The 12788-nt window shown below is 62.4% G+C and carries 13 protein-coding genes; 2 read left to right on the plus strand and 11 right to left on the minus strand.

The window, feature by feature from the left end; all coding sequences use genetic code 11:
* Positions 1-6: 6 nt before the first annotated feature.
* On the plus strand, positions 7-390 hold the full coding sequence (trxA, locus tag F3H41_RS12245; RefSeq protein ID WP_348532493.1) for a thioredoxin: 384 nt from the start codon (positions 7-9) through the stop codon (positions 388-390).
* Positions 391-454: 64 nt separating this feature from the next.
* Here trxA and F3H41_RS12250 read toward each other — a convergent pair whose 3' ends face one another.
* From F3H41_RS12250 to F3H41_RS12270, 5 genes are read right to left on the minus strand one after another with little or no spacing between them, the layout of a single operon-like run.
* The gene (locus F3H41_RS12250) at positions 455-1798 is read right to left on the minus strand and encodes a folylpolyglutamate synthase/dihydrofolate synthase family protein (protein WP_149738976.1); all 1344 of its coding nucleotides are present in this window, start codon (positions 1796-1798) and stop codon (positions 455-457) included.
* 1 nt (position 1799) lies between these two features.
* On the minus strand, positions 1800-2723 hold the full coding sequence (gene accD / locus F3H41_RS12255) for an acetyl-CoA carboxylase, carboxyltransferase subunit beta (RefSeq protein ID WP_149738977.1): 924 nt from the start codon (positions 2721-2723) through the stop codon (positions 1800-1802).
* Positions 2724-2774: 51 nt separating this feature from the next.
* On the minus strand, positions 2775-3614 hold the full coding sequence (gene trpA / locus F3H41_RS12260; protein ID WP_149738978.1) for a tryptophan synthase subunit alpha: 840 nt from the start codon (positions 3612-3614) through the stop codon (positions 2775-2777).
* 4 nt (positions 3615-3618) lie between these two features.
* Positions 3619-4839 (minus strand): tryptophan synthase subunit beta, encoded by a 1221-nt coding sequence (trpB, locus tag F3H41_RS12265; RefSeq protein WP_149738979.1) that lies wholly within the window; start codon positions 4837-4839, stop codon positions 3619-3621.
* A complete protein-coding gene (locus tag F3H41_RS12270) occupies positions 4836-5510 on the minus strand; it encodes a phosphoribosylanthranilate isomerase (protein WP_149738980.1) in 675 nt (224 codons plus the stop codon). Before F3H41_RS12270 ends, trpB begins: the two co-directional genes overlap by 4 nt.
* Before the next feature lie 124 nt (positions 5511-5634).
* On the opposite strand from F3H41_RS12270, the gene F3H41_RS12275 reads away from it, so the two are divergent.
* Entirely contained in the window at positions 5635-5829 is a 195-nt protein-coding gene (locus F3H41_RS12275; protein ID WP_149738981.1) for a YqaE/Pmp3 family membrane protein, read from the plus strand.
* A gap of 2 nt (positions 5830-5831) precedes the next feature.
* Here the strand turns inward: F3H41_RS12275 and F3H41_RS12280 are convergent, their stop codons facing one another.
* The 6 genes from F3H41_RS12280 to F3H41_RS12305 form a co-directional block, all read right to left on the minus strand.
* Positions 5832-6605 (minus strand): M48 family metallopeptidase, encoded by a 774-nt coding sequence (locus tag F3H41_RS12280; protein ID WP_149738982.1) that lies wholly within the window; start codon positions 6603-6605, stop codon positions 5832-5834.
* 168 nt (positions 6606-6773) lie between these two features.
* Positions 6774-7211 carry a DUF2852 domain-containing protein gene (locus F3H41_RS12285; RefSeq protein WP_149738983.1) on the minus strand — a complete coding sequence of 146 codons (438 nt, stop codon included), beginning with the start codon at positions 7209-7211 and terminating at the stop codon, positions 6774-6776.
* 112 nt (positions 7212-7323) lie between these two features.
* Positions 7324-8601, minus strand: a complete 1278-nt coding sequence (phaZ, locus tag F3H41_RS12290; protein ID WP_149738984.1) for a polyhydroxyalkanoate depolymerase — start codon at positions 8599-8601, stop codon at positions 7324-7326.
* A 400-nt stretch (positions 8602-9001) separates the two neighbouring features.
* Positions 9002-10000, minus strand: coding sequence for a zinc-binding alcohol dehydrogenase family protein (locus F3H41_RS12295; protein WP_149738985.1), 999 nt, complete (start codon positions 9998-10000; stop codon positions 9002-9004).
* A gap of 105 nt (positions 10001-10105) precedes the next feature.
* Entirely contained in the window at positions 10106-11077 is a 972-nt protein-coding gene (locus tag F3H41_RS12300) for an ABC transporter permease (protein WP_149738986.1), read from the minus strand.
* A gap of 40 nt (positions 11078-11117) precedes the next feature.
* Positions 11118-12665, minus strand: a complete 1548-nt coding sequence (locus tag F3H41_RS12305; RefSeq protein WP_149738987.1) for a sugar ABC transporter ATP-binding protein — start codon at positions 12663-12665, stop codon at positions 11118-11120.
* Positions 12666-12788: the final 123 nt, after the last annotated feature.

Genomic DNA, 12788 nt, shown 5'->3' on the forward strand with positions numbered 1-12788 from the left:
CATCACATGAGTGTCAGGTTACCGAAACACGCCGGGCCCGCCGGCGAACGCGAAATCAAGGAGCGCATCATGGCAACCGTTAAGGTCGACAAGAACAATTTTCAGGAAGAAGTGCTGAACGCGGCTGAGCCGGTCGTGGTGGACTTCTGGGCCGAATGGTGTGGCCCTTGCAAGATGATCGCCCCGAGCCTCGAGGAAATCTCCTCCGAAATGGCCGGCAAGGTGAAGGTCGCGAAGCTTAACATCGATGAAAACCCGGAGCTCGCTGCCCAGTATGGCGTACGCTCCATTCCGACGCTTGCCGTCTTCAAAGCTGGTGAAGTCTCCGACGTTAAGGTCGGCGCGCTGCCGAAGACCGCGCTAAGTTCCTGGATCGCCGGCGCCGCTTAAAGCGCGCCCACCCGATCGATCGTTCAACGCCCGGCCTCACCGCCGGGCGTTTTGGTTCGCGGTCTTAGGTCGGAGGCGTCTTGTTGTCGGCGAGCACATTGCCGACGAGGTAGAGAGATCCGCCGATCAGAATGCGCGGCGGAGTTTCATCGTCATGGACGATGGCGTCGATGACCTCAAGCGCTTCCCCGACGCTGGCGGCTGGAAAAGCCGTGAGTCCTGCCGCTTCCGCATCGAGCGCCAGATTGACCGGATCAATGCCGGCATCCGAGTCGCGGATCGGCACGGTAAAGACCTGCTCCGCTAGCCCCTTGAAGGCGGCGAAATAGCCGACGGGCTCCTTGGTGTTGATCATGCCGATGATCAGGAACAGAGGGCGCGGATCACGGTCTTCCAGATTGGCGAGCGTTTCCGCGATCACCACACCGGCGCCGGGATTGTGGCCCCCATCCACCCACAGCTCGCTGCCCTCGGGCGCGATATCGAACAGCGGCCCGGCCTTCAGCCGCTGAAGACGGCCCGGCCATCGAACCGAGGTAAGGCCGTTTTCGATCGCCTTTTCGTCGACGTTGAAACCGGCAGCCCGCACGGCACGGATGGCCGCAGCGGCGTTCCCATATTGATGTCGGCCCGGCAGGCGCGGCAGGGGAAGATCCATCAAGCCGGATTCATCCTGATAGATGAGCCGGCCAAGCTCTTCGTAGGCAAGATAATCCTGCCCGTAGACAGAGAGCGGGCAGCCAAGCCGTTCCGCCGTCGTCACCAGAACCTCCCGCGCGCCCGCCTCTTCCTGGTGGCCGATGACCACGGGGCGACCGCGCTTCATGATGCCCGCCTTCTCCGCCGCAATCAGTTCGACGCGATCGCCCAGATAGGCCTGATGATCGAGCGAGATCGGCATGATGACGGACACGGCCGGGGTGTCGATGACGTTCGTCGCGTCAAAGCGGCCACCGAGCCCAACTTCGATCACTGCGACATCGGCGGGCTGCTCGGAAAACAGCAGGAAGGTCACGGCGCTGAGGATTTCGAAGACGGTGATCTTCTGACCGCCATTGGCCTCCGCGACCCGCCTGACTGCATCCGCCAACGTCGCATCATCCACCAGAACGCCGCCGCCGGGACGGCCGAGACGATAGCGCTCATGCCAGTTGACGAGATGGGGGGAGGTGTGAACGTGAACGCTGAGGCCGGCGGCTTCCAGGATGGAACGGCAAAAGGCCGTCACAGAGCCCTTGCCGTTCGTGCCGGCCACATGAATGACCGGCGGCAGGCGATGCTCGGGATTGCCGAGCGCATCGAGCAACCGTCTGATGCGGTCGAGCGACAGATCGAAGCCCTTTGGATGCAGTCCTAGCAGCCTGTTGATTTCCGCCTCGGCCAGACTGCCGGTGGTCAGTTCTGCCATCTCAGAGGCTTGCAGCGACGGCAGCCGGTGCCGCAGCAGCCGGTGTAGGGCCGATCTTTTTGGCCTCGACCGGCTTCTTCATGAGGATTTTCAGCATCCGCGCCAAAGTCTCCGGGATATCGTGACGCTTGACCACCATATCGACCATGCCGTGCTCCAGAAGATATTCGGCGGTCTGAAAGCCTTCGGGCAGTTTCTCGCGGATCGTCTGCTCGATGACGCGTTTGCCGGCAAAGCAGATTTCAGCGCCAGGCTCGGCCAGATGCACATCACCCAGCATGGCGTAGGAGGCCGTAACCCCGCCCGTCGTGGGGTTTGTCAGCACGACGATGTATGGAAGGCCGGCTTCCTTCAGCATCTGCACGGCAACTGTCGTGCGCGGCAGTTGCATCAGCGAAAGAATGCCTTCCTGCATGCGTGCGCCACCGGAGGCGGGGAAGATGACGAGCGGGCATTTCTCCGCGATCGCCTTTTCGAAGGCCTTGATGATCGCTTCGCCGGCGGCCATGCCGAGCGAGCCGCCCATGAAGTTGAACTCATGCACCACGCCGACGAGCTTGACACCTTTGACGCGGCCGAGGCCCGCCACGATCGTGTCTTCCAGTTCCGTCTTGGCGCGGCTATCGCGCAGCCGATCGGTATATTTCTTGGAATCGCGGAAGCGCAGCGGATCTTGCGTGACCTTCGGCTGCGGCAAGGCTTCGTATTCGCCGTCGTCGAAGAGATCCTTCAGGCGCGCCTTGGCCGGCATCTTCATGTGGTAGCCGGACTGCGGCACGACCCACTTGTTTTCCTCGAGATCGCGATGAAACACCATCTCGCCCGTTTCCGGGCACTTGATCCAAAGGTTCTCCGGCACATCCCGATCCGGACGACCCAGCATCGAATTGATCTTCGGACGAACGTAATTGGTAATCCAGTTCACGTGAAACACTCCTGAGGCCTGATGCCGTACAGTGCATCAGGATGTGGGTATTTATTCGGCGGCTGCAAGCCTTGAGGTCCGAACGCCCGTGGCGAGACCCCTGACAAGCGCCTCGACGCCCGGCACCGTCGCTTCCGTCGCCCGGCCCTCAGCATCGAGGCTGGAGGCGACCTGGTTGATGATGGCCGTACCAACGACGACGCCGTCCGCGGAAGCACCGATCGCCCGGGCATGCTCGGCCGTCTTGACACCGAAACCGACGCAGACCGGGAGGGGCGTGTGCCGCTTGATGCGGGCCACTGCTTCGCCGATGCGGGAGGGATCCGGCAGGGCCGATCCGGTAATGCCGTTCATCGACACATAGTAGACGAAGCCAGAAGTGTTCTTCAGCACCGTCGGCAGACGCTTGTCGTCCGTGGTCGGTGTCGCCAGACGAATGAAGTTCAATCCCTTCGCGATGGCGGGGATGCAGAGTTCGTCGTCCATTTCCGGTGGCAGATCGACCACGATCAGGCCGTCAATGCCGGCCTCCAGCGCGTCCGTCACGAAACGATCGACGCCGTAAATGTAGATCGGGTTGTAATAGCCCATCATGACGATCGGGGTGTCTGCATCCGTCTTGCGGAATTCGCGGGCCATGTCGAGCGTGCGCGCCAGCGTCTGGCCGGCTTTCAGCGCGCGCTGGCCGGCAAGCTGGATCGCCGGGCCGTCGGCCATCGGGTCCGAAAAGGGCATGCCAAGTTCGATGATGTCGGCGCCTGCATGCGCCAGCGTGCGCATGATCTCGACCGAGGTGTCGAATTCGGGGTCGCCGCCCATGAAATAGGTGACGAGGACGGGGCGACCTTCGGCAGCCACGTCGCGGAAGCGTTGGTCCATGCGAGCGGTCATGTGCTTACAGCCCCATTCCGAGAATCTTGCCGACGGTGAAGATGTCCTTGTCGCCGCGGCCACACAGGTTCATCACGATGATCTGGTCCTTGTCCATTTTCGGCGCGCGCTTGATGACCTCAGCGAGCGCATGGCTCGGCTCCAGCGCCGGGATGATGCCTTCAACGCGGGTCAGCATCTGGAAGGCGGCCAGAGCTTCGTCATCCATGATCGGCACATATTCGACACGGCCGGCATCCTTCAGCCAGGAATGTTCCGGGCCGATGCCGGGATAGTCGAGGCCGGCCGAGATGGAGTGACCTTCCTTGATCTGGCCGTCGCCATCCTGCAGCAGATAGGTGCGGTTACCGTGCAGCACGCCCGGCGAGCCTGCCGTCAGCGATGCGCAGTGCTCCTCGCCGTCGAGACCCTTGCCGCCGGCTTCCACGCCGACGATCTTCACGCCGGGATCATCGAGGAAGGGGTGGAAGAGGCCGATGGCATTGGAGCCGCCACCGACGGCCGCGATGATCATATCCGGCAGGCGTCCTTCAGCGGCCAGCATCTGCTCGCGCGCCTCACGGCCGATGACGGACTGGAAGTCCCGGACCATCTCCGGATAGGGATGCGGGCCGGCGGCGGTGCCGATCATGTAATAGGTGTCATCGACATTGGTGACCCAGTCGCGCAGCGCCTCGTTCATGGCGTCCTTCAGCGTGCCCTGACCGGAAGTCACCGGCTTGACCTCTGCGCCGAGCAGCTTCATGCGGAAGACATTCGGCGCCTGGCGCTCGACGTCCGTTGCGCCCATGTAGACCACGCAGGGCAGGCCGAAGCGGGCGGCGACGGTGGCAGAGGCCACACCGTGCTGACCGGCACCGGTTTCGGCAATGATGCGGGTCTTGCCCATGCGCTTGGCGAGCAGGATCTGGCCGAGGCAATTGTTGATCTTGTGCGAACCCGTATGGTTCAGCTCGTCGCGCTTGAAATAGATCTTCGCGCCGCCCAGCTCGGCCGTCAGACGCTCGGCGAAATAGAGCGGGCTGGGACGGCCAGTATAGTGGGTATTGAGGTGCTGGAGTTCCGCCTGGAATTCCGGGTCGGTCTTGGCGGTGTTCCACTTGTCCTCAAGGTCGAGGATCAACGGCATCAGCGTTTCCGCCACGAAGCGGCCGCCGAAAATGCCGAAGCGGCCGTCCTGATCGGGACCGCTTCGGAAGGAATTGGGCTTCACTGTCTCGTTCACGTCCTGCTCCCTGACGGAACCGGCGCCTTCTCGGCCTGCCGTACCGCATCGAAAAATTGCTGCATGAGATCGAGGTCCTTCACGCCGGGTGCGCTTTCCACAGCCGAGGAGAGGTCGATCGCGCGGGCCCGCGTCACGCGGAGTGCTTCGGCGACATTGTCCCTGTTGAGACCACCGGAAAGCATGTAATTCACGCCGGCGTCAAGGCGCTCGAGGATGGTCCAGTCGAAGCTGACCCCGTTGCCGCCCGGCAGTTCCGAACCGGCCGGCGGCTTGGCATCGAACAGAAAGCGATCGACGATGCCGATATAGAGGTCGATCTTTTCCAGATCGTCTGCTTCGCGAATGGCAAGCGCCTTTATCACCGGCAGGCCGTAGACCGCCTTGACCGTCAGCACACGGTCGGGGCTTTCCTTGCCATGAAGCTGGAGGATGTCCGGCTTCAGGGAATAGACGATCTCGTCAAGGAAATCATTGTCGGCATCAACGGTGACGGCGACGATCTTTGCCCGGCCGCGCACCGCGTCTGCGATGCGAGCGGCATCGTCCGGCTCGATGTTGCGCGGGCTCTTTGGGAAGAAGATGAAGCCGACATGGGTTGCACCGAGCGCGACGGCCTTCTCAGCCGCGTCCGTCGTTCGCAGACCGCAGATTTTCACATCCAGCTTCATGGGAGGGGAAGTGACATGAAAGTGTGACGGAGTCGAGCCGAATTCTGTCATTTCAGTGCTCCAAGAGCGACCTTGCGGCCGGGCGGCTGCCATCCCATATCCGTCTCAACACGGAGATTTGTCGATGCGCCTGCTTCTCGCCCTCATCCTGCCCTGGCTGCAGTTCTTCACGATCGGTCGCCCGATCGCCGGCATTATCTGCCTGATCCTTCAGCTGACGCTGATCGGCTGGATTCCGGCCGCCATCTGGTCGGTCTATGCGCTCAGCCAGTACAAGACGGACCAGAAGATCCGTGACGCGCTCGGCAGCCGCCGCTGAGATTATCGCGCGCTGCGAAAATCGATGGCGTGCAGCATGGTGCCGTTGCGCTTCAGCCAGCGGCGTGCCTCTTCCATTCCGGGACACAGATCGCCGCAGATGGCCCAGAATTTCGGGCCGTGGTTCATCTCCTTGAGATGAGCGACCTCATGGGCGGCGAGATAATCGACCACCGAGGGCGGGGCCATAACGATGCGCCAGGAAAAGCTCAACGTGCCATCCGAGGTGCAGGAGCCCCAGCGGCTACGCGTGTCCTTGTAGCGGATCGCCTTTATCCGCGCCCCGATGGTGCCGGCATGGCGTACGGCCAAGGCATCGAGATCGCGCTTCGCCTCCCGCTTCAGGAAGTCGGAAATGCGCCGCGCCAGGTGCTCGGGCGCACCGCCGACATAGAGAACGGCGTCCTCGCCCTCCATCCCGGTTTCCGTCACACCTCGGACCTTTCCTGTCGGAACGATGCGGTGCGCCACGCCCCGAATGGGCAGCATGCCGCCGGGTTCGATCTGCGCCTCGCCGGAAAAGCGAGACAGGCGTCCCGCCAGCCAGCCGCGATGCCGCTCCAGGAAATTCTCGATCTCCGCATGCGAGACGCTTTTCGGCACGGTAAGGCGCGCCGAGCGGCCGCCGGGCTCGAGGCGAAGGGTGATGCGCGTTGAGCGGGGGTTCTGGTGAATCGTCAGCGGCAACTGGCGGCCTGCGATGTCCAGCATGCGCGTCGAGGGACCCGTGGCCGTTCGGTCTGCCGTGCGACGGCGCTTGGGAAGGGCGAAGAACATGGACTTCGTTCTAGCCGATTCGAGAGGGAAGGGCACCTTGGCGTCCTGCCGGACGGCAAAGGCAACACCGATCAGCGGTGGCGGGGACATAGATGAAGACGGCGGCCTCTCGGCCGCCATCTCCCTCAGCGCCTGTCCGGCTCCGGTCGAACCGGCCAAACCCTGATATCAGGCCTCATAGGGCGCCGGCGGCGTGTTGCCCCCGGAGCGACGCTCGCGCATGAAGCGGTCGAAGTCTTCCTGGTCCTTGGCGCGGCGCAGTTCACGAACATAGGCGTCAAAGTCGGCGCGCATTTCGTCCAGCTTGCGGCGTTCCTCGTCCAGGCGGGCGAGTTCGGCTTCACGCCAGTCGTCGAAGGCGACGTTGCCGGTGCGGGCCTGCCACGTTCCCGGCTTGAAGTCGCCGCGGCGACCGAAGCCGCGGAAGCCTCGCATGACGCCGTCGACGGTTTCATTGGCCTGCGACTTGAAGCCTTTGAAGCGCTCGCCGAACAGGATGTAGGCCAGCATGGCAAGGCCGAGTGGCCAGAACAGGACGAAGCCGAGCACCATCAGCGCAACGGTCGCCGGCGTCCAGTCCGGACGGATCAAGGCGGATTGATTCATGATTGGTTTACCTCGTTTCGAGGGGGCCGCCTCATGCGGCCCCTTGCGAACAAGGTGGGAACGGCACCCGCCCAGCACAAGACGCGGATGCCTCAAAATCGGACAGGCTGTCTCAGCCTGTCTTGCCGCCGCGGATGACCTGCTTCACCGGGCCGGTCTTGCGCACGGCATGTTCGCGCTGGAAGGCGAGAATGCGCGGGGCGATTTCGCGGCGGAAGCGGGAGCCGTTGAAGACGCCGTAATGACCGACATCCGGCTGGACGTAATGCATGCGCATCGTGTCGGGAATGTTCGGGCAGATGGTCTGCGCCGCCTCGGTCTGACCAACGCCGGAAATGTCGTCGTTTTCGCCCTCGACGGTCAAAAGCGCCACCGTGCGGATGGCGCTGGTGTCGACGCGTTCGCCGCGGTGCATCATCTCGCCCTTCGGCAGATCATGGCGCATGAAAACGACTTCCACCGTCTGCAGGTAGAATTCTGCGGTCAGGTCCATCACGGCGAGGTACTCGTCGTAGAATTCGCGGTGCTTTTCGGCCGCATCGCCATCGTTCTTGACGAGGTGTTGGAAGAACTCACGATGGGCGACCACGTGGCGGTCGAGGTTCATCGACATGAAGCCGGAGAGCTGCAGGAAGCCTGGATAGACTTGGCGCATGAAGCCCGGCTGCGGCCACGGCACCGGCATGATGACATTGTCGCGGAACCAGCTGAGGGGCTTTTCTTTGGCAAGCTGGTTGACCGCGGTCGGGTTGATACGCGTGTCGATCGGCCCGCCCATGAGCGTCATGGAGGCGGGCGCATTTGCGTCCTTGCGCCCTTCCATGACGGCAACGGCGGCCAGAACCGGCACGGCCGGCTGACAGACGGCGATCACATGGGTGTTCGGGCCGATAAAGCGCAGCATCTCGATCACGTAGTCGATGTAGTCGTCGAGATCGAAACCACCTTCGGAGAGCGGCACCATGCGCGCATCGATCCAGTCGGTAATGTAGATTTCCGAGTTCGGCAGGAGCGTCTCGACAGTGCCGCGCAACAGCGTTGCATAGTGGCCTGACATGGGCGCGACGACGAGGACTTTCGGATCGGCAGGACGCCCCTTGGGCAATTCGCGCTTGAAATGGATGAGATTGCAGAAGGGCTGGCGCCAGACGATCCGCTCGGCCACCGGCACGGCGCGGCCATCGATCATGGTCTCGTCCAGGCCGAAGACCGGCTTGCCGTATCGGCGTGTCGTTCGTTCGAAGACTTCTAAACCGGCCGCGGCGGCCCGGCCGAAGGAAGTGTGGGAGAGGGGGTTCATCGGATTGGAATAGGCAAGGCGCATGGCCTCGGAGGCGGCGCGGTAGGGCGCCATCATTGCGTGGTTCAGTTCGTACAACTGGTAGAACATAAACTGGCTCCTTGGGCGGGGTCGCGGCTGCTGCGCGGCGCTTGGTGTTTTTTCCCGCTTTCACTTCCCTTCTACCGACAGGGGTATCCCGGACCGGATGTCCCGGGAGCTTGCCGGCGCATTTCAATGCCGTCTCATTCTGCATCACCGCCGGACATTAAACTCTCGCGGCGCTGACAACAATGTGAAGTTCAACGTTGAAGCTTGCTTGAGCTTGAACGCGCGTGCGTCCACCACATGCCTTTTCGCCGGTAGTCTGACAAAAGGATGTTGTGCAACGGTAAAGGAAAACCGCCGCATTTTGTTTCACGGGAAACAACACCTTTGGAGTCGACAAAAGTCAGATGCCTGATAGGCCCGTTATCGAAGGTTTTTAGGTTGTATCGGCGGACGACGCCCATCAGCCCAGACTGACCATGGCCTTGATGAGTCCCGAACGGGTCTCAGCCCAACCGGGGAAAGTGTCCGTCAGACGATCGATGCTGGTGCGGTGAGTGATGAGGGCATCGGCCGAGACGCGGCCATCGCTGAGAGCGGCGGCCACATGTTCGAAATCCGCCTTCACCGCATTGCGGCTGGCGATCAGCATCATCTCGCGCTTGTGAAACTCTGGATCCGAGAAGCGCAGGTCGTCCTTGACCAGCCCGACCAGAACGAGCGCGCCGCCATGGGCGACGTAGGCGAAGGCCGACTCCATCGACGCGGCATTGCCGGTCGCATCATAGACGGTATCGAAGCTCGTCGATTCCACCGGGCGCTCGCCGCCAAGACGACGGACGTCGTCGAAGCCGAACCGTTCCCGAGCCATGTCGAGGCGCTCTTGGCTGGTATCCAGAAGGGTCACGGACTGACCGGCGATGCGGGCGAACAAGGCTGCGCCGAGGCCGATGGGGCCGGCACCGATGACGAGCGCGCGACTGCCTGAGGTCGCCTGCGAGCGGCGAACCGCGTGCGCCCCGATGGCCAGAAACTCGACGGTGGCAGAGGCCTCCGACGACAGGCCAATAGCCGGAGAAACATTGCCGGCCGGCAGAACGATCTCCTCGCAGAAGGCGCCGTCCGTATGGACGCCCAGCACTTTGATGGACATGCAGCAATTGGGCTTGCCGATGTTGCAGGCATGGCAGGCGCCGCAGGAAATGTAGGGATTGATGATGACGGGCGTGCCCTCCTCCAGGCCCGCCGCCACCGCATTTTCGATCACGACGCCGGAGACTTCGTGGCCCATGACGCGTGGATATTGCAGGAAGGGATGTTTGCCCTGATAGATATGATAATCGGTGCCGCAGATGCCGACATGGGTCACTCGGATACGGACCCAATCTTCATCCGGGAGCTGTGGCCTCGGGCGGTCTTCCAGAACGAGCCGGCCCGGCTCCACACAGACGATCGACTTCATGTTCATTTCGCCGGCCGGTCGCCCGAACCAAGCGCCTTTCTGTGCTTCGGAAGGAGAGAGCGGGCGGCCGCTTCACCGGCCGCCCTGCGGTCCTGAGCCGGATTCTCAGCGCGTGCCACGCCGACGCAGCTGGTCGAAGTAGACGATGATGATGATCAGCGCGCCTGTGATGATGCGCTGCCAGAAGGAATTGACGTTCAAAAGGTTGGCGCCGTTGTTGATCGTCGCAAGAATGAAGGCGCCGAGCAGCGGGCCATGCACCGAACCAACCGCCCCGAACAGGCTGGTGCCGCCGATGACCGAAGAGGCAATCGCCTGAAGCTCCCATCCTTCGGCCTGCGTGGCATTGCCGATGCCGATGCGCGAGGCGAGCAGCAGACCGACGAAGGCGGCGCAGGTGGAGGAAAGGATATAGGCGAGGTAGATGGTGCGGTTGACGTTGACGCCGGAGAGGCGGGCCGCTTCGCTGTTGGAGCCGACCGCAAAGAGATAGCGGCCCCAGCGGCTCATGTGCAGGAAGATGTAGGCGGGAATCGCAACGACGATCACCATCCAGAACAGGCTGGGAATACCAAGGAAATCGGCACGCGAGAAATTCGTGAAGGCCTCATTGCTGATCGAGATCGTCGAGCCATTGGTCAGGAGCAGACCGATGCCGCGCAGCGAGGTCAGCGTCGCCAGCGTGATGATGAAGGCCGGCAGACCCATACGTACGATACCGAAGCCGTGGAAGACGCCGATGGCCACCCCGATCAGCAAAGTGATGACGATGGCGGCACACAGCGGCACACCGGCCTGCAGCAGCCAGGCCACAATGACGCTGGTGAAGCCAACCACGGCGCCAACGGACAGATCGATCCCTGCCGTGATGATCACGAAGGTCTGCCCGACGGCGAGGATTGCGGTCATCGCACCCTGTCGGAGCAAGTTGCTGATATTGTTGGATGTCCAGAAGCTGTTGGTGGAGACGCCCAGGAGAAGCCAGAGGAAGAGCAGCAGCCCGAGCAACGTCAGGCCGAAAAGTATGTTCATTCCCTTTTTCGGAGCGGGGCCGGTATCGGTCGTCTCGACGCTCATGTTCTTTCTCCCTGAAAAGTCTGCGGTTTCGCGCGGCGCCTCAGACGCCGATCGCCTCGGACAGCACGTCCTCATGCGAGGCGGCGCGATAGTCGTGGCTGGCGACAAGCCGGCCCTGACGGAAAACATGGAGCCGGTCAGCCAGTTCGTAGACCTCCGGCAGATAGGATGAGATCAGGATGATACCCGCGCCGTTTTCCAGAAGCCGGGCAAACAGCCGGTAGATCTCGGCCTTGGTGCCGACATCGACACCAACGGTCGGTTCATCAAAGATGAAGAGCCTGGCTCCGTGGCTCAGCCACTTGCCGATGACGATCTTCTGCTGGTTGCCGCCCGACATGGCGGAGGCCAGGACAGCGCGCGAGGGCGTCTTGATCTTGAGATCGGCGATCTGACGCTCTGCATTCTTGGCTTCGCGGCCCCTGTTGACCACGAGGCCGGAACTCAGCCGCTTGAAGACGGGAAGGTTGATGTTGAAGCCGATCGGCATGTTGAGGCAAAGGCCCTGGTCGCGTCGGCTTTCCGGCGCCAGCGCGATGCCGAGGTCCATGGCCTTTCGCTCGGTATCGATCGTGACCTTCTGGCCTTCCCAGTAGACCTCGCCTGACTTCACCTTCTGGCGACCGTAGAGCCCGAGGGCGAATTCACTGCGGCCGGCGCCGATGAGACCGTAGAGACCGACGATTTCGCCGGCGCGCACGGTAATCGAGACGTCTTCGAAACCGGGTCCGGAGAGACCACGGGTTTCAACGATGGGCGCGCCAAGCGTAAAGGTTTCCTTGTGATAGACCTGCTCGATGGAGCGGTTGATCATCATCGAGATCAGTTCCGCTTCATTCGTCTCGCCGGTCAGGCGCGTGCCGACATGGGTTCCGTCGCGCAGAACCGAAATGCGGTCGGCGAGTTCGAAGACCTCTTCCATGCGGTGCGAGATATAGACGATCGTCACGCCATCGGCCTGAAGACGGCGAATGAGGCGGAAGAGCTGCGCCGATTCCTGGCGGGTGAGATAGGCGGTCGGCTCGTCGAAGATCAGGAATTGCGTGCCGCGCATGGCGGCGCGTGCAGTCGCGACCAGTTGCTGCTGACCGATGGTGAGGCTGGAGAGCAGGACATCGGAGGGGATGTTGAACCCGAGGTCGTCGAGAACGCGCTGGGCGAGCGTGTTCATCGCCCCCTTGCGCATCAACCCGCCTCGGTCGATCTCATCACCGAGGAACATGTTGGCGGCCACCGTCAGATGTGGGCAGAGCACCACTTCCTGATGCACGGCATTGATGCCGCGATCGATGGCCTCCGTGGGAGACGCGAGCGGCACGCTCTCGCCACACCAGACGATTTCGCCGGCCGTACGGCGGATGACGCCTGTCAGAAGCTTGATCAGCGTGGACTTGCCAGCGCCGTTTTCGCCGACGATGGCGTGAATTTCACCGGAGAGGAATGTCACGGAAGCTGGCTTCAGGGCCTCGACGGCGCCGTATTTCTTCTGAAGGCCTTTCAGCTCCAGGATCGGCTGCCCCTTGGGAACGGGATGGGCCGCGATGCGGATTCCCTTCGACGGGCGCTCAAGATTAGCCTCGATTGCCATGATGACGAAACTCCTTGCCTCAGATGCCCTCCGGCACGCGGCATCGCCCGTGCCGGACAGTCTGTCCGGTCCGTGAGAGTGCCGTTCAACCGCAACGGACCGATCCGCACTTCAAGCGCTAGG

The organism is Rhizobium sp. RU20A (assembly GCF_900155885.1).
Taxonomy (GTDB): domain Bacteria; phylum Pseudomonadota; class Alphaproteobacteria; order Rhizobiales; family Rhizobiaceae; genus RU20A.